The organism is Candidatus Magnetaquiglobus sp. (assembly GCF_058402785.1).
In genome coordinates this window covers 1-17347 of sequence record NZ_JBZVFG010000011.1, presented here as the reverse complement: position 1 = coordinate 17347, position 17347 = coordinate 1, and the positions used below count along the sequence as shown (strand labels likewise).

Annotated in this window: 15 protein-coding genes and 1 pseudogene; 2 read left to right on the top strand and 14 right to left on the bottom strand. The window is 64.0% G+C overall.

What is annotated here, in order from left to right; genetic code table 11:
* Positions 1-54: 54 nt before the first annotated feature.
* The 6 genes and pseudogenes from rplS to ndk form a co-directional block, all read right to left on the bottom strand.
* Positions 55-402, bottom strand: a complete 348-nt coding sequence (rplS, locus tag ACV4UY_RS05765) for a 50S ribosomal protein L19 (RefSeq protein ID WP_491606691.1) — start codon at positions 400-402, stop codon at positions 55-57.
* Complete coding sequence (gene trmD / locus ACV4UY_RS05760) at positions 399-1217, bottom strand: tRNA (guanosine(37)-N1)-methyltransferase TrmD (RefSeq protein WP_491606690.1); 819 nt, start codon at positions 1215-1217, stop codon at positions 399-401. The genes rplS and trmD overlap by 4 nt, the downstream gene beginning before the upstream one ends.
* Before the next feature lie 41 nt (positions 1218-1258).
* Complete coding sequence (locus ACV4UY_RS05755; RefSeq protein WP_491606689.1) at positions 1259-1915, bottom strand: ribosome maturation factor RimM; 657 nt, start codon at positions 1913-1915, stop codon at positions 1259-1261.
* 37 nt (positions 1916-1952) lie between these two features.
* Positions 1953-2177: pseudogene (gene rpsP, locus ACV4UY_RS05750) on the bottom strand (30S ribosomal protein S16); the annotation flags it as partial.
* Positions 2178-2277: 100 nt separating this feature from the next.
* Positions 2278-3432, bottom strand: a complete 1155-nt coding sequence (gene rlmN, locus ACV4UY_RS05745) for a dual-specificity RNA methyltransferase RlmN (protein WP_491606688.1) — start codon at positions 3430-3432, stop codon at positions 2278-2280.
* Positions 3432-3857 (bottom strand): nucleoside-diphosphate kinase, encoded by a 426-nt coding sequence (gene ndk / locus ACV4UY_RS05740; protein ID WP_420904328.1) that lies wholly within the window; start codon positions 3855-3857, stop codon positions 3432-3434. Before ndk ends, rlmN begins: the two co-directional genes overlap by 1 nt.
* A gap of 285 nt (positions 3858-4142) precedes the next feature.
* On the opposite strand from ndk, the gene ACV4UY_RS05735 reads away from it, so the two are divergent.
* Together ACV4UY_RS05735 and ACV4UY_RS05730 are read left to right on the top strand one after the other, a co-directional pair.
* Positions 4143-5003, top strand: a complete 861-nt coding sequence (locus ACV4UY_RS05735) for a hypothetical protein (protein ID WP_491606687.1) — start codon at positions 4143-4145, stop codon at positions 5001-5003.
* Positions 5004-5242: 239 nt separating this feature from the next.
* Positions 5243-6094 carry a PilZ domain-containing protein gene (locus ACV4UY_RS05730; RefSeq protein ID WP_491606686.1) on the top strand — a complete coding sequence of 284 codons (852 nt, stop codon included), beginning with the start codon at positions 5243-5245 and terminating at the stop codon, positions 6092-6094.
* Positions 6095-6302: 208 nt separating this feature from the next.
* Here ACV4UY_RS05730 and ACV4UY_RS05725 read toward each other — a convergent pair whose 3' ends face one another.
* From ACV4UY_RS05725 to ACV4UY_RS05690, 8 genes are all read right to left on the bottom strand, one after another.
* Positions 6303-9587 carry a DNA translocase FtsK gene (locus ACV4UY_RS05725; protein ID WP_491606685.1) on the bottom strand — a complete coding sequence of 1095 codons (3285 nt, stop codon included), beginning with the start codon at positions 9585-9587 and terminating at the stop codon, positions 6303-6305.
* A gap of 4 nt (positions 9588-9591) precedes the next feature.
* On the bottom strand, positions 9592-11274 hold the full coding sequence (locus ACV4UY_RS05720; RefSeq protein WP_491606684.1) for a ribonuclease J: 1683 nt from the start codon (positions 11272-11274) through the stop codon (positions 9592-9594).
* Positions 11271-12059 (bottom strand): twin-arginine translocase subunit TatC, encoded by a 789-nt coding sequence (tatC, locus tag ACV4UY_RS05715; RefSeq protein WP_491606683.1) that lies wholly within the window; start codon positions 12057-12059, stop codon positions 11271-11273. The genes ACV4UY_RS05720 and tatC overlap by 4 nt, the downstream gene beginning before the upstream one ends.
* Positions 12056-12640: a Sec-independent protein translocase subunit TatA/TatB gene (locus ACV4UY_RS05710; RefSeq protein WP_491606682.1), complete on the bottom strand. Its 585-nt coding sequence runs from the start codon at positions 12638-12640 to the stop codon at positions 12056-12058. Before ACV4UY_RS05710 ends, tatC begins: the two co-directional genes overlap by 4 nt.
* Before the next feature lie 50 nt (positions 12641-12690).
* On the bottom strand, positions 12691-12921 hold the full coding sequence (gene tatA, locus ACV4UY_RS05705; RefSeq protein WP_491606681.1) for a twin-arginine translocase TatA/TatE family subunit: 231 nt from the start codon (positions 12919-12921) through the stop codon (positions 12691-12693).
* A gap of 231 nt (positions 12922-13152) precedes the next feature.
* On the bottom strand, positions 13153-14016 hold the full coding sequence (locus ACV4UY_RS05700) for a tetratricopeptide repeat protein (protein ID WP_491606680.1): 864 nt from the start codon (positions 14014-14016) through the stop codon (positions 13153-13155).
* Between the two features lie 203 nt (positions 14017-14219).
* Positions 14220-14432 (bottom strand): hypothetical protein, encoded by a 213-nt coding sequence (locus ACV4UY_RS05695; protein ID WP_491606679.1) that lies wholly within the window; start codon positions 14430-14432, stop codon positions 14220-14222.
* Positions 14429-16882, bottom strand: a complete 2454-nt coding sequence (locus ACV4UY_RS05690) for a tetratricopeptide repeat protein (RefSeq protein WP_491606678.1) — start codon at positions 16880-16882, stop codon at positions 14429-14431. The genes ACV4UY_RS05695 and ACV4UY_RS05690 overlap by 4 nt, the downstream gene beginning before the upstream one ends.
* Between the last annotated feature and the right edge of the window lie 465 nt (positions 16883-17347).

Sequence of the window (17347 nt, the reverse complement as noted above, 5' to 3'; positions counted from 1 at the left end):
TGAAGCCGGTCGCTTGAAGTTCCTGTTCCAGGTCGAGACCTGGACGAACCCGGGCTACCAGTCCCGTTTCTCCCGGATGCGCGCGCCCTTGCCGGTGCGGTCACGCAGATAGTAGAGCTTGGCGCGGCGCACGTCGCCCTTGCGCAACACCTCGATCTTGTCCAGCTTCGGGGAGTAGAGCGGGAAGAGACGCTCCACGCCCTCGCCGAACGAGACCTTGCGCACCGTGAAGGTGGTACGGTTGCCGGCGTTGCGCAGCGCGATGCATACCCCCTCGAACACCTGAATGCGCTCGCGGCTTCCCTCGATCACGCGCACATGCACCCGCAAGGTGTCGCCCGCGTTGAACTTGGGGACATCGGCCTTGATCTGCGCCTGCTCAAACAACTGTAATTCGTTCATGATCTTTTCATCCTGTCATGCGTGTGCTCAAACCCTCCACCCTCGGAGGGTTCATCGGTGACATCCATGGCCTCCAGATCCTTGGCCAACTCTTCGATCAACCGCCGCTCCTGGCGACTCCAGGCAACCCGCGTCAACAACTCCGGACGCCGGATCAGGGTGCGCAACAGCGACTGTCTTCTTCTCCACGCCGCAACCGCCCCGTGGTTCCCGGACAACAGCACCGAAGGTGCCGAAACCACTTCCCCGGAAAGGGTTGGCCACCGGGCCGGGCGGGTGTAATGCGGGTGATCCAACAAACCTTGCGAAAACGATTCCGCCTGTGCGCTCTCCGCGTCGCCCAAGACGCCGGGAACCAGCCGGGCCACCGCGTCGAGAACCAGCATGGCGGGCAGTTCGCCGCCGGTCAGGACAAAATCGCCGATGGAAAGCTCCTCGTCAACCGACTGCGCCACCCACCGTTCGTCCGCGCCCTCATAGTGGCCGCAGACTAAAATGACATGCGGTTCCAAACTCAAACGAACCGCCTCGTCCTGTCCAAACCGCCGCCCTTGCGGTGTCAACCAGATCACCCGACCGGGACACGCGTTGCGTGTCGCATGCACCGCCCGTTCCAGCACATCGGGCTTGAGCACCATGCCTGGTCCGCCTCCGAACGGGGCGTCGTCGACCCGGTTGTGCTTGTCCAGCGCGAAATCGCGAATCTGGATCAGACGGGTTTCGATCACCCCCCGCTCTCTGGCCCGCCCGAGGATGGATCCATCCAGCACCGGGGCGAACATCTCGGGAAACAGGGTGAGAATCGAGAAGCGCATCCTGCAAGCCCCGGCTATTCAGTCATGGACGCGCCGACCATTCACAGGCCCGGCATGAGCCGGACCCGAATCGTCTTGCCGGCTTCGTCAACCGCCAGGATCACATCGCGAATCACCGGCAGCAGACGCTCTTCTCCGTCGGGTTGGGTCACCACCAACACATCGTTGGAGCCGGTTCCCAGCAGTTCGCTCACCACGCCGATTTCGTGCTCCGGACCGTCCCCTGCGTTCGGCGACTCCGAATCGCCCTCCGCATTCGATACCCCTGGAGCGGCCCCTTTGGGGGTGGAACCATCCGAGGCCTCCGGCATGGCCACCACCCGACAACCAAGCAGACGGAACCAGTAGTGTCGTCCCGCGCCTGGATCCGGCAATTGATCCACCGGCAACCAGATGGACATGCCCGCCAGGGTTTGGATCTTCTCCCGAACTTCCCAGTTCTCGATCGTCACCAGGAGGTCGTCGCCGTGTCGGCGGACGGAGCGCGCGGTCACCTGGATTTCGGGCGGGGCTGCCTTGCCCAACTCCCAACGGGTGTGCGTGAGCAACCAATCGCTGGACAACTCGCGCGTGGGGGCATTGTCCGGCAGGATTCTGGCAACGGGCAGAAAACAGGGCGCCACCCGCGCCTCACCCCGCACCCCGAACGCCCCCTTGATTCGCCCCAGGGCGACCCAGTGGGCGCCCGAGTCGATCATGTCGGGCCGATGCCGATCAGGCCGAAGCCTGGAGTTGCTTGATCAGGCGACCCACGGTATCCGAAGGCACCGCGCCGACGCTCAACCAGTGGTTGACGCGCTCCATGTCCAGGGAGACGCGCTCGGTCTCCAGGAGCGGATTGAAAACGCCGAGTTTTTCCAGGAAACGACCATCCCGCGGCATGCGGGCATCCGCCGCGACCACGGCGTAGAAGGGACGTTTTTTGGAGCCTCTGCGTTGCATGCGAATACGAACCGCCATTGATCTCGTGCCTCTTTTCTTCTGGATGGAGATGTCTTGCGCGCCACGTTCGGCGCATCTGCGACGAAAACCCTATATTCTATGCATTTTTTTTCGGGAGTCAAGCTTCCGTTGCATGATGGGGATCAAATAACCCCAACTCCCCTGCCGTGCCGGCCAATTGACCGCAGGCCGCCCCCACATCCGCCCCGCGACTGTCCCGGATGATGGTCACCAATCCGGCATTGGCCACGACTTCTTGAAAGCGCAGGATCTGCTCTCGCGGGGTGGGGGCATAGGGTGCGCCGGGCCAGGGGTTGAAGGCCAGCAGGTTCACCTTGGAAGGGATCCCCTTGAGCCAGTTGACCAGTTCGCGGGCATCCTGAAGCGAATCGTTGATCCCATCGAGCAGCACATACTCCCAGGTTATGCGGTCGCGTCCGCGCATCGGCCAGGCGAGGGCGGCGCGGCGCAGTGCCGCCAGATTGAACTTGCGGTTGATCGGCACCAGTTGATCGCGTACCGCGTCGCGGACGCTGTGCAGGGAGATGGCGAGGTTGACGTTCAGGTTGAGTCCCGCCTCTTCCATTTTGTTGACCACCCCGGAGGTGGAGAGGGTGAGTTTGCGACAGCCGATCGCCAGTCCCGTGTTGTCCATGATGATCCGCACCGCCCGGGTGACCGCCGCGAGGTTGTACAACGGTTCGCCCATGCCCATCAGCACCACGTTGGTGACCCGCACCCCGCGTGCCGCCATGGTGGCGCGCACGAACAGCACCTGTTCGACGATCTCGGCGGTGGTGAGGTTGCGGCGCAGGGGCAGGGTGCCGGTGCGGCAGAAGGGGCAGGCGAGGCTGCATCCGGCCTGGGACGAGACGCACACCGTGCCGCGCTCTTCATCGGGGATGAAGACCGTCTCCGCGGCCACGTCGTCGCCGCAGTCCAGAAGCCACTTCTCCGTCCCATCCGCGGAGACCCGATGGGAGATCACGGGCGGGCGCAGCGGCGCGATCACTTCCGCCAGTCGGGCGCGGAACGGTTTGGAGAGATCGGTCATCTCCTCGACCGTTCCGGCCAGCCTGGCATACACCCAGGACCATGCCTGCTGGGCCCGATAGGGTTTTTCGCCCCACGCGACCATGAGTTGGGTCAACTCCTCGCGGGTCATGTCGGTCAGGCGCAGGGGCGCCGACGGCGTGAACACCGGCGCCGACGGGGCATCGCCCAGCTCAAGCGGTTCTCCGTCGGGCGGTGGGGCAGAGGAATCGAGAGGCATCAACGCGGACAGATCTCCATTTGACCGAAGAAGAAGGCGATCTCCTGGGCCGCGGTTTCCGGGGCGTCGGAGCCATGCACGGCATTGGCCTCGATGCTTTCGGCGAAATCGGCGCGGATCGTCCCTGGCGCCGCCTTGGCCGGATTGGTGGCCCCCATCACCTCGCGATTCTTGGCGATCGCCTCCTCGCCTTCGAGGATCTGCGCCATGATCGGTCCGGAACTCATGTAGCGCACCAGATCGTCATAGAACGGCTTGCCCTTGTGCACCCCGTAGAAGGCGCCTGCCTGGGCCGGCGACAGATGGAGCATCTTGGAGGCCACGATGCGCAGGCCGGCGGCCTCGAAACGGGAGTAGATGGCGCCGATGACATTTTTGGCCACGGCGTCGGGCTTGATCATGGAAAGGGTACGTTGAATGGCCATGGCATGGACTCCTGATCGCGGTTGCGTTGGATGATTGGACAAAGGGGTATGGCGTTTCCGTTCGGTTGGGCGCGCGTTTTTGTTCTGAAATGGTTTGGGTGCGCGAGCGCGCGGGATGTGTATATCTTGATTTTTGGGTTTGCGCCAAGATATATTCGACATTTGCGGTCGTGAACCGCCATATTTTTTCGTGAAACTCCTGCCAGGGAGGTTCACGGTCGGGGGTGAGGGGGCTCTCCCCATCAAAAATCATTCAATCTGGCATGAGGGGGAGTCTTTGCATTGATGTCCATGTCCCGATCCTTGTTCAAGGGCACGCTCGCGGCTCTCGCGGTGCTCACCCCCGGCCTTGCCGGTGCCGCTTCGTGGTATGGCGCCCCTTTTTCGGCGGATACCGTGATGGTCAGCCCCGTGGATCCCAAGGATCGGGCCTCCGGCAAGCTGTATGTGGGCGCCGACCGTCTGCGTTCCGAGGGGGTCTATCAGGGTACCCGAAAAGTGTTGATCGTCAACATTCCGGAACGCAAGGCCTATACCCTGATACCGGACAGGAAGGTGTATCACGAAGGGTTGAGCGAGGCGCTCATGCCACCCCGTCCGGATGTGGAAAAGATGCCGGATGACCCGCAAGGTCCGTGCAAGCTCGATCCGCAACTCGCCTGCACCCACGATGGATCCGAGACCATCCATGGGATCCAGACCGAAAAATGGTCGGTCAAGGCCAAGGGGCAGGGTGGCCAACACGTCGTGCGCATCTGGGTCGATGCCAGGCGACGCATCGTCATTCGTCAGCAGCCGGATGACGGTCCGGTCATGGAACGCAAGCTGCTCGGCATCGAGAAGATCGATGGACGCGATACGGAAAAGTGGGAGATCACCCACAGTTTCAAGGAGAGGAAGAACAGCTATCAGCAGTGGGTGGATGCCGCGTTGCGCATTCCGGTCCGGCTCGGCGAGGGGCGTCAGGCCGCCATGGAGGTCACCGCCATCCGCGAGGGTGCCCAGGATGCCGCCCTGTTTCAGCTGCCCGCCGGCTACAAGCAGGTCAATCCGCCGCCGCCTCTGGGCGCCGAGGGGCCTGGCCTGGCCCCAGCCCAGACTCCGCAGCCTCCGGCAGACCCCAAGAAAGCCCCTCGCTATCCATAGTTCCTCGTGGGGATGCGCGCGTTCCCCGTGGGGATGCGGGGAGTGTTGACAGGCCGGGCCACGCATCGTTGCCACGACGGGTTCCAATCTGAACCGGGGTCGCGACGGCTGGAATAAGGCTGGATGATGGCTTGCTTGTGGTGTGATTATTGCTTGAAAGTGCAAATCATATCAATTCTGATTTGATCTGTTCATGTCTGTTCGCGTGATTTGGAAGGGGGCCTTGAAAGAGCATGGTCATGGACAAGAACGTACCCGGCAAGCTTTCGACATTTGATACTCTGCAACGTGCCGTGCGTGAGAGCGTGTTGTTGGAGGTGCGTTTGGACGGCGAGGAGAAACATTACGGCGCCCGTTTGTTGTCGCTCTCCGAGGATCCCAGCCATTTCAAGAAAAAGACCGCTGATCTGGTGTTGGCCCAGTTCGCCGCCAAGATCCAGCCGGGTGTCGTCACGGCGGATGCCGTGCCCCAGGCGGAGGAGCAATGGATTCTGATCACCCCGCTCGAGCCGCCGGATGGGAACATGCGCATTCGCAAGGCGGCCAAGGTGTTGTTGGGGTTTTGTCTGGGCCTGGAGTATTTTCGTACCGTGGTGACCTTTCGCAAGGTGCAGCGGATCGAGACCGGGCAGGCGATCGAGCTTTCCTGGCCACCGGGTTTTCAGGTGGCCACCAAGCGGTTGCAGCAGCGGGTGGAGATCCCGAATGAGATGTTGTTGGAGGTTCAGGTTCACAAGCGTGGTGCCGAGCCTTTTTCCGCTCAGGTGGTGGACATCTCCCAGGGTGGTTTGTCGTTCACCTGCAACACCCCGCCGGTTGCGTTGGAGAGTGGGGACAGGATTGGGGTTTCCATTCGTGGTGAGATTCTGATGGGCACGCCGATCAACACCTACGGCACGGTCACGACCGTCACCAAGGCGCGAGACAGCAAGGATGTGCAGGTATCGCGGCAGTTGTATGGCGTTCGGTTCGTGATGTTGTCGGTGGCCGATGCCATGACCGTGGATCGGTTGGTGGAGGCGGTGGAGTCCGTCGCGCAGGGACCGTCGCCGAGTGGGGGCAAGCATATGCGCAAGCGGGTGGGGGTGTGACGCGCAAGCGGAGTTGATTGGTTTTACCCCGCAACGGTCAAACCATCCCGCTTGGCCCGTCCTTCGGCCCCCCGTCCTCCGCAACGGTCAAACCATCCCGCTTGGCCCGTCCTTCGGCCCCCCGTCCTCCGCAACGGTCAAACCATCCCGCTTGGCCCGTCCTTCGGCCCTCCGTCCTCCGCCCCCCTCAAATCAGCCACCTCTCCCCCTACCGCTCTCCCCCCTGATTCGGGGCCAACACCTCCCGCTTGCCGGAATGGTTCGGCTCGGAGATCAAACCATCCATCGCCATCCGATCCACAATCCGCGCCGCACGGTTGTATCCGATCTTGAAATGCCGCTGCACCATGCTCGTGCTCACCTTGCGCGCCCGGATCACCACCGCCACCGCCTGGTCGTACAACGGATCATACTCGTCCGTCATCCCGTCTCCCAGGCCCATGTCGTCCCCCTCCTCCCCACCCGTGCCATGGGCGAGAATGGAGAGATCATACTCCGGACGTCCGGTGGATTTGAGGAACTTCACCAGATTGTGAACCTCGCCATCCGCGACGAACGGGGCGTGAATGCGCTGCAATAGCCCGGTCCCAGGGGGCTGGAACAACCCGTCACCCATGCCCAACAACCGGTCCGCGCCCATGGAGTCAAGAATCGTGCGCGAGTCGATTTTCGAAGAGACCTGAAACGCCAAGCGGGTCGGGAAGTTGGCCTTGATCAACCCGGTGATCACATCCACCGACGGACGCTGCGTGGCGATGATCAGATGCAACCCCGCCGCACGCGCCATTTGCGCCAACCGCGCGATGGCCGGTTCCACATCCTTGCCCACCTGGATCATCAGATCGGCCAACTCGTCGATGATGATCACGATCAACGGCTTTTTCTCGAGTGGGATCGGCTCTTCCTGCTCCACCGGACGCCCGGTCTCGGGATCGAACCCAACCTTCACCCGCCGGGTCGGCTCCTCGCCGGAGATCAGACACTCCTGAATGCGCTGGTTGTAACCGGAGAGATTGCGTACCCCCAGCTCCGACATCAGCCGATAGCGCTCCTCCATCTCGGCCACCGCCCACTTGAGCAACGCCGCCGCCTTGTTGACATCGGTGACCACCGGGGCCAACAGATGCGGAATCCCCTCGTAGATGGAAAGCTCCAGCATCTTCGGATCGACCATCAGAAACCGCACATCCTCGGGACGACACGAAAACAGGATCGAGCAGATCATGGCGTTCACCGCCACCGATTTACCCGAACCGGTGGTGCCCGCGACCAGCAGATGCGGCATCTTGGCGAGATTCCCCACCACCGGACGCCCGTTGATGTCCGAACCCAACGCCATGGCCAACGGACTCTTCATTTGCCGGAAGATGTCGGAATCGAGAATCTCCCGCAGATAGACCGTGCGTCGGTTGGCGTTCGGGATCTCGATGCCGATGACGTTCTTGCCGGGAATGTTCCCCACCACGCGCACCGACACCGCCGAGATCGAACGGGCCAGATCGTCCGCCAGACCGACCACCTTGGCCGCGCGCAGACCCGGAGCCGGGTCGAGTTCATAGGTGGTGATCACCGGTCCCGGATGGGCGTCGATGATCTGCCCCTTGACCTTGAAGTCCTCGAGCTTCTGCTCCAACAGCCGCGCCGTGGACTGCAACTCCTCGCGACTCGGGCCGTGATAGCCGGTATCTTCCGGCAATGCCAACAACGACAACGGCGGCAATGGGGCCGGGGCATCCTCCAGGCTCGACGAGGCGTCGAAGCAGGCGTCGTCGGAGGTGTCATCGCTCTCCAGGTCGGGATCCGCATAGGTCTCGAGCGTCGCATCCGCGAAATTCAACGCCGGGCTCGGCATGCGCATATCGGGAATCGCCTCGCCGGGGCCGTCGAACCCCATGCCGTTGTCGGACGCCCGCGACCAGGGGGCCAGGGGCGGAATCCCCTCGTCCGGAGGCAACTCCTCGTCCGGATCCAGCTCCACCGGCTCGGGACGGAGACGCGATACGCTCGAACTTCCGTCCGTCCTCTCCCCGGAATCATCGAAATCAGGCTGATCGGGGTCTGCCATCTCCATCGCGCTCCCGGAGGTCGCGGCTTCCGGAGATTTCTTCAAGAACACCACACCCTGACGCCGCGCGGGAGCAGCGTCGGAATTCTTGGCATCCGCCTGGTCCGGTTGCGCGTCACGGGCCGGGGTGGCCGGCGCGCTTCCCAACGAGAAGGAGATCCTGGGCTGCTCGATCGATACGCCCGGCGCGGTGGAACCGCCCAGAGAGAGCGCCAGGGTGGCCTTCTCGATCGACAGGCCGGGCGCGCCGCCCGTGGCAACCTTGGCAGGAGGTGCCGACTGGAGGGAATCCTGTCCGGTCGGGGCCACGGGCGCGACGGTGGGTTCGGGGCGACGCTCGGTGAACAACGAGGCCGAGGTGATCGGCTCCGACGGGAGAGCCGCGATTTCGGGCGTGCGGATCGGCGCTTCGGCGCTCCGCTCCGCTTCGGGCGTCGCATCCTGCCCGCGGGGGGGCGGTTCCGGAACCGGAGACGGTATGACGGGAGCTGATTCCGGCGCGGCGAGCGTGGTTTTCGTCAGAAGATCGCGCAACTCCGGCGCGGGAGTCGGCGGAAGATCGATCACCGGCTCGACCCGCGTCTCCAGGAGGGGCTCGCCGAGCGGTTGCGCGGGGGGCGAAGGAGGCGTGGGACGGGCTTTCGGTGTGGCGGCGCGCAGCCGATCGTGCAGCGCATGCATCAGCATCGGCAGGGCGGCGACGACGCCCACGATCCCGATGAGCAGTTTGCCGCTTAAACCCAGGGCCTTGGAGAAGAGATCCGCTCCCGAGCGGCTGACCATTTGCCGGGCCTCGGGGGTGGAGGTGGGCTTGGGCAGCGAGACCTCGCGCAGATCCCGCACCCACGCCATGATGCCGGTGAACGAAACCCGCAGCAGCACCATCAGGGCGAGCACCCCCAGCGGGGTGATCAGCAGCAGGCCACCCCACAGCCCAAAGGCGTGACGCATGGTTTCGGCCATCGCCCCGCCGATTACGCCGCCGGGTCCGGCGGGCGGAAAGGCGTCCGGGGAGGAGGTGGTGTGGGTCAGCAGGGCGTGCAGGGTCATGGTGACCAGGGCCACCATCGGCGCGGCCATCACCCGGTCCAGATAGAAGGTCTCCTCGGGTTTGGAGCGCAGCAGCCGATATCCGGGCACCAGCAGAAAGAAAACCAGCCAGAAGGCGCCGTATCCGAGCGCCTGATAGAGGCCGTCCGAGAGCAGGGCGCCGGTGCGACCGGCCAGATTGTGGACCGCCGCGTTGTCGCTGGCGTAGTTGAACGAGGGATCCTCGGGGTTGTGGGAGAGCAGGGTCAACAGCAGAAAGGCGCCCAGGAACAGCATGATCAGACCCAGCGCCTCGCGCACGATCTGCGCGCCGGGCGTGAGCGGCGCATCGGCGGCAGCCTTGGGAGCCGTCGGTGTGGGACGTCGCTTGGTGGTCATGGGATCACATCTCCATGATCAGGGGGAAGACCGCCGGACGCCGCCCAAGACGACGTTTGAAGAAACGACGCAGGGCCCGTTGCGCGATCTCAGACGGACCAACCACCTCGTCGTCGGCAAAGTCCATCCCCTTGGAACCGAGCGCCAACGCCGCCTCGATGGCGTCCTTGGCCTCTTCCAGGAGTTCCTGGCTTTCGTCCTCGTAGACCACGCCGCGGGTCAGGAGTTCGGGACGTTGCAGCACCTCGCCGGTGGCCTTGTTGATCACCAGCAGCACCACTGCCATGCCGTCTTCGGCCAGATGCATGCGGTCGCGCAGCACGATGTCGCCCACATCGCCCACTCCCTTGCCGTCCACGAACACCCGTCCGCTCGGGATCGAGCCGTCCACCCGCAACGAGTCGCGGTCGAGCACGGCGCGATCGCCGTTCTCGATCACCAGGGCCCGTTCCGGCGGAATGCCCATGCGGATCGCCAGATCGCGATGGCTCTGGAGATGGCGCCGTTCGCCGTGCATCGGGATGAAGAACCTGGGTCGGGTCAGGGCGAGCATCAGTTGCAGATCATCCCGAGGCGCGTGACCGGAGACATGCACCTCCGGATGGGTCTTTTCGTGGATCACCTCGGCCCCGCGCTTGAACAACAGGTTGATCAGCGACCAGATGCTCCCTTCGTTGCCGGGAATGAAACGCGACGAGAGCATCACCATGTCGCCGGGGCGGATGTCGATATCCTGGTGTTCACCGGCGGCGATGCGCACCAGCGAGGAGTTGGGTTCGCCCTGGCTGCCGGTGGAGATCACCATCACCTGATGGCGTGGGTAGCTGTTGAACTTGCGGATGTCGATCAGCAGGTCATCCGGGATGTCGATGTAGCCCAGGGAGCGGGCCACGTTGACGTTGGCCACCATCGAACGTCCGTTGAGCAGCACCTTGCGGTTGGCCGCCACGGCGGCCTCCATGACCTGCTGGATGCGTTGGATGTTCGAGGAGAAGGTGGCGACGATCAACAACCCCTTGGCGCGCGGAAAGAGTTTGGCGAACGCTTCGCTCACCGTCTGTTCCGGGATGGTGGAGCCGGAACGGTTGATGTTGGTGGAGTCGGAGAGCAGCGCCAGCACCCCCTTTTCGCCCAGTTGCGCGAATGAATAGAGGTCGGTCGGACGGTCGTTGACCGGGGTGTGATCGATTTTGAAGTCGCCGGTATGGACGATGGTGCCGAGCGGGGTACGGATCGCCAGGGCCGAGGAGTCCACGATCGAGTGGGTGACGTGCAGGAAGGTGACGTTGAACGGTCCGATCTGCACCGGTTGGCGGTGTTTGGCCTGGATCATTTCGGCCTGGTTGAGCAGACCGTGTTCACGGAATTTTCCTTCCAGGAGTCCCAGGGTCATGGCCGTGGCGTGGATCGGCACATCCAGCAGCGGCCAGATGTAGGGCATGGCGCCGATGTGGTCCTCGTGGCCGTGGGTGAGGACGATGCCGACGATCCGTTCGCGGTTTTCGACCAGGTAGCGCACATCCGGGATGATGAAATCCACCCCCGGGGTTTCAGGCGAGGGGAAGGTGAGACCGCAATCGACTACGAGAAGCTTGTTCTCGTAGCCGTAGACCATGAGGTTCATGCCGATCTCCCCCAGTCCGCCCAGGGGCATGATCTCCATGGGCGCGAGGGGATGTTTGCTCATTCTCCGGCCTCCGGGGCTGGGGTGGTCTCCTGGGTTGGCGTCGCGGACGGATTCTCCTGCGCCCGTTTGCGTTCGATGCCACGTCCCAGGAAGATGGCGATTTCGTACATCAGACACATCGGCACCGCGAGCATGATCTGGGAGATCGGATCCGGGGGGGTGATCACCCCGGCCACGACGAACGAGAGCACGATGTTGTATTTGCGTTTGTCGATCAACGTCCGGGTGCTGACCGCGCCGGTCTTGATGAGCAGCAGCAGCGCGATCGGCATTTCGAACACCAGCCCGAAGGCCAGCATCAGGGTCATGATCAGGCTGAGATACTCGGAGATCGACGGCATGGCGGCGATCTCCGGCGTGGAAAAGCTCAGGAAATAGGTGAAGGCCATGGGAAACACGAAGGTATAGGCCATGGCCGCGCCCAAAAAGAAGAGCGCCGGGGTCATCATCAGGAACGGCAGAAAGGTCTTTTTTTCGGATTCGTAGAGTCCAGGGGCCACGAATCCCCACAACTGACCGAGCACCACCGGCAGGGCAAGCACGAAGCCGCCGAAGGCCGAGACCTTGAGGTAGGTGAAGAAGGCTTCGTGCAGGCCGGTGTAGATCATTTTGTCGTTTGGCCCGAGGAGTTGCTTCAGGGGGCGCATCAGAAAGGAGAAGATCTCCTCGGAGAAGCCCCAGCAGAGCCCGAAGCCGATGATGATCGCCACCACCGAGATGATCAGTCGGTTGCGCAGTTCGGTCAGATGCGCCAGAAGCGGCGCGGTGTCGTTGGGTCCCATCATGGGTGGTTCGGGTGATCCTGGTTGGCGGGCCGGGCCATGACGGTCGGCGCGGCCTGGGTAGGTTCCGGCGGCAGGGCGGCCGGATGGCGGCTGGCCGTCTCGACGGTCCCCGGCGACAGGGCGACAGGTTGCAGGCCACCCGATTCGGTGGCGGGCGATCCTGCGCCGTTGGTGGTCGCGACGGACGTGTTTGACGCGGGTGGAACGGGCGTCACGCCATCGGCGGGCGCTTTCGAAACCGGCGACGATTCAACCGACGCGGCGCTGGTGACCCGCGGCGTGGTCGCGGCGGGTGCCGGATCGATCGTGGCAAGGGCTGGGCCGAGTTCGACGGGTCGGGGCGAATCTTCGGGGCGTGGGGTGGGGGTCGGCGTCACCGGAGGGGTGTAGTGGGAATTCTCCCGGTAGCGCGACTCCAGATCCTCCATGCGGATGGTGTCCCGCACCTCGTTGACCAGTTTCTGACCCTGGCGGATCAGGCGTCCCAGACCGCGCGCCACCTCCGGCAGCTTGTCGGGGCCGATGACCACCAGTGCCACCACCAGGATGATGAAGATTTCAATCCAGCTGAGTCCGAACATCGACCATCACTCCGCCCGCGAGGCGTCCGATTCACCCGAGTCTCGCGCGATCAAGCGGAGGCGTCCTTCTTGACCTGGCCTTCGATGGTCTGGGAGGCGGCGGCGATTTTCTCTTCCGGCTTGGGGTCGCCGTCGGGAGGATCCTTGTCGCCGCTCATGGCGTCCTTGAAACTCTTGACTCCCTGGCCGATATCCCGCATCACCGAAGGGAGTTTTCCGGCGCCGAACACCACCAGGACGATCACCAGAATGATCAGCAAATGCGAAGTTCCCAAACCCATGAAGTGGCACTCCTTGGTCAGTTTGAAAGGTGAAAGGCATGATGCGCGTGGCGATCCGGTCGTTGCAATTCACGCGCATCCTTTCATGATACCCGATTGGTCGCCTTCACACCAGGATTCCCGGTAACGGGCCGAGCTGCTTGACGTTTTTTTGCGCGGCGTCCGCCCGTGTCGCGCCAACTGGCGCGATGGGCGGAAGCGGGCATGGGGAGGGGGGCGGCAGGATCGCCGTCACGGCGTGCCGATCTGGGCGATCGCCTGGTCCACGGTCTGGATGGCCGGGGATCCGGCGGGCAGCAGGGGTTTGAGCCGGTTGAGCAGCGTCAGGGCCTTGCTTTTCTGTCCGGTGCGCGCCGCCTGGAGTCCCAAGAACCAGAGCGCGTCCGGATGGTCGGGATGGCGGACCAGCAGGGCCTCCAGGCGATTCTCCGCCTCGGCCTGCATGGCCGGATCCGGGCTTTGCAGCTGCAACTCGCTCAAGGCCAGGAGCGTGTCCTCATTCTCGGGTTGGCGCGACAGGATGTGCCGATAGGCGGCCATCGCCTCGCCGGGGCGATCGAGCGCCGCGTAGGAGCGGGCCAGACGTTGCCAGCCGGCGATGTCGTCCGGGTTGGCGCGCAGCCGTTGAGCCGCCTGTTCCACCATGCGCAGAATGTCGGCGGAGGCCGCCGGATGCTCCTTGGCCGGTGCGATCGGTTGCGGGGTGCCCAGCCAGAGATAGAGCAGGCTGGCCAGAAAGGCGACGGAGAGCATGCCCGCCACGCCCACGGCCATGTCGAGGGGGGGCTTTTTGATCACCCCTGCCGCGTCTGGAGAGGAGGAGGGGGCGGTCAGGCCGTCGAGTCGGGTCAGGATGCCCGCCAGTTCTCGTTCCAGTTCGGCGCGGGTGGTCCCTTGTTGGGGATCGTCGTTCCCCTCCAGATCCAACTCCTTGAGTTGCACCAGCACGGCGTCGCGGCGCGACAGAAGCGCCTCGCGCGGATCCCCTTCCACGCCGACCGGCAGTGGCGCGTGGCCGCGACGGGTGAAGAGCGGATGAAAGACGCCGATCAGGGTGATCAGCAGAATGACGGGCAGGCTCCAGATCCAACTCATGACGGGTGGCGATCCAATCGGGACGGGTTGTTTGAGGATGGGGCGATCCGCCGAACGCGCCTTGGGCATGACCTTCTGAAAAATCGAATGAAAGTCGATGGGTCGATCGAGCGGCGATGGTTGTCTCGTAAATACGTTCTATCGCGCGCCACGTCAACCGCCGACATGCGGATCCGTGCGGGGGACGCCGCGGGCCGGCGCGCTCACCAGCAGGAGATCTGGAAATTCTTCAAGCCATTGGCCAGGGTGGTCAGCAGTTCGTCGGGCGCGGGATGGGGTGGCGCGGGGTTCCAGGGCCCCTGTTCCATGAGCGGGCCCGGATCCATGTCGCCCGGTTCGAAAAGACGGCGGGCGAGAAGTTCCCGTTCATCCGGGCGGGACGCGGCGGTGTCGTGACAGATCGAGGGGACGTTCATTCGATGGACAGTTCCAGTTCCAGTTGACGAGGGAGCGCGGGTTGGCGATTGGCCTCCTCGTGGCGCGGTGGTTTGAGTTTGAGTGCCCGGTCCAACAGATAGCCCAGCACCGCCGGTCCCCGTTGCCCGAACTCCGTGGGCGCGAGGGTTTCGAGCAACCGGTCGCGGAGTTGGCGCAGCGATGCGGCATCGGTATGACCATGCAGTTCCTCGCGCAGGCGGGCCCGCAACTCGCGCAGCAACTTCGCTTCCAGCAGCTTGGGAATTCGCGCCGGCGAGAGGGGTACCCCGCGCAACGGATCGATCGGCGGATGGGTGGCCGGAATGGCCAACAGGGCGCGAATGCGCGCGGCAGCCTCGGGATCGGACTCCTTGAGTGTCTCTTCGGCATCGAAAAGCCGTTGGAAATCGTGATCCGTCAGACGCCACGGCTGGTTTTCGCACTGTCCGCGCGCCCGGAAGTAACGGAACATCGGTTCATCGGGAAACTGCCGTTCGCCGACCCGGGCATACTGGGTCAACATGGCATGCCGGCGGGTCAACGCCAGCGCCTCGCAGATCATCAAAAGCTCCCCGGCCTCGAACGGCAGTCGCAATCCGGCGCGCAGTTGCCCCCCCAGCAGCGTCATCACCTCGCTCGCGGCATCCGGATGGGTGGGCCAGGCACGGGTGATCAAACCGGCCACGATGACCAGTTCCGAGCGTTCGGCGGACAGCGCGTCGCATCGGATCAGTTCGCGGCGGAATCCGTCCAGCATCAATCCCGGCAGGCGCAACGCCGTTCCCTCCAGAAAAGCCTTGACCGCATGCAGGGTTTTCTGACTGGCCAGCCGACGCCCCTCGTCCAGCATCTCCTCGCCCCGGCGCGGATCCCCGGCGAGAAACTCCAGCATGGCGCCCAACAGGCCGACCGGTTGCGCCCCCTCGTCGCTCAACCGTTCGGCGCGGAACAGTTCACGCCGCGCCACCGTGAACCGGCCCTCCAGAATCCGCTTCCGGGCGTGTTGCAGGTGGGCGCCGAGCCGTTCGGAGAGGATGCCGTCGTGACCGGGATTGATCTTTTGGATGCGACGCGCCACTCCCGAGGCCTTTTTGTAGCTTCCCTTTTCCATGGCCGCGCGCAAGGCCAGCGTAAGGATCGCCTCATCCTCGGGAAAGCGGTGCGCCGCCCGGTCGGCGAGTCGGTGAAACGTCAGACGGTCGCGACCCAGCCGATGGCGGGTCTCCAGAATTTCCACCCAGGTTGGTTGGTGATCCGGATCGTGCTCCAGACTTTTTTCCAGCCATTGCAGGATCTTCGAGGTGTCGGGATGGGGGTCGCGCCGCTCGAGTTGGGCCATGTGCCGGAGGATCAGGGCGATCTGGAGCGACTGTTTCGGAGCGTCCGGAGCGCTTTCCAGGAGCGGGATGCACTTGCGCCAGTAGCCGCGGGCCTTGGCCGGCGATCCGTGCCGTTCATGATGGAGCGCGAACAGGCGTTCCCGTTCCAACTCGCTCAACGGTCCGAACCGCTTCTCGAAGGGGATCCGTTCTTCCGGACAGTCGGGCAGCAGTTCCAGACAGGCGGCACGGGTGGCGGCGCGGGGCAGATGATCCGCGTTGGCGATCAGCAGGGCGGTCAAACGGGCCGGATCGCGGGACTTTTCCAGTTTGACCAGGAGTTTGATCCACTGTGCCGTGGCTCCGCACAACCGGGCGGCCAGGGGTTTGTCTGCGTGCGGCAGGTCCAGGATGGCCTTCACCCGCTCACGGGGGTCCAGACCGCGCAACCGCGCCAGGTGGGCCAGAGGCGCGAAGGGAGAGGTGTCGGGAATCTCTGCGAGCAGAGTCCGGATCCGCTCCGGCTCCTGGGCGGAGACGAGCAGCGATTCGAGGATGCGCCGCATCGGAAAGAACGGGGAGTCCGCGTCGATGGCGGTCAACAGGGTGCGGACCGCGAGGGTGTCGTCATGGGCCAGGGCCTGCATGGCCGAGAGCAGCGCGGTGGCTTGACTCCAGGGGGGATGATTGAAGGGGGGCAGTTGTCGGGTGTCGTTGTCATGTGTCAGGCAGACCACCGCGAGCAGTTCGCGCGTCAAGGACCAGAGGGCCGGCTGATCGTAGTGCAGAATCGCCTCATGGGTGGTGAAATGGCGCGCGGCCTTGAGATGCTGTCCGGCGTTGATCATCCAGACCAACGGGGTGGCGGGGTGCAACGGGGTCACGCCACCTTGGCGCATGGCCCGCTCCCAGAGCAGCACCGCCTCCTTGAAAAGCCCCTTTTCGGCGATCTCGCGGGCCCGGTTCAGGGTCGAGGCGCTGTTTTCCGTTCCGCCGCCACGGGGCTCCAACGAGGTGGGGGGGCGTTTGCTCAGGGTCTTTTTCGACAAGGGGCGGGCGATGGCTTTGATCGGACCGGATGGGTCGGCATCCGCGCGCGGCAGCGCGAGTGGGCGTGGAGGAGTGGCCATGGTTCGGATTTCAGTTCGTCCGAAGGTGTGGTCAGGCGTGACGGAACGTGCATGATGGGGGAGACCCCCTTCACTCCCCCAGCCGTGCGCCTCCCTTGCGGGAGTCCCACGGGAAAGATGGCGCCTGAAATGGTTTGGGTTGAGAGGGATATGAAAGAATTGTGCCAAAATGGCGATCAGGATGGGGAGGGGGTGGTGGTGGCGCAGGATGGCCGTCTTGTTGAGCGACGCATCCTCGCCATGGATCCGGCCCTCCCGTGCGATTTGTTCAAGAAGTGGCGTGCGTCCAGGTTGGGATCGCTCTCCGGGTGGCCATTGCCGGTCGCGTGACTGCCGAACAGATGGATGGCAACAGATTCGGCATGGCGTTTTTCGCGATTTGTGCGAAAAACGCGCCGCGCGCAGCCTTCACGGGAGTCGTTTCCGTTTTTTGGAAACGACTCCCGTATTTTGCACGCAGCCTTG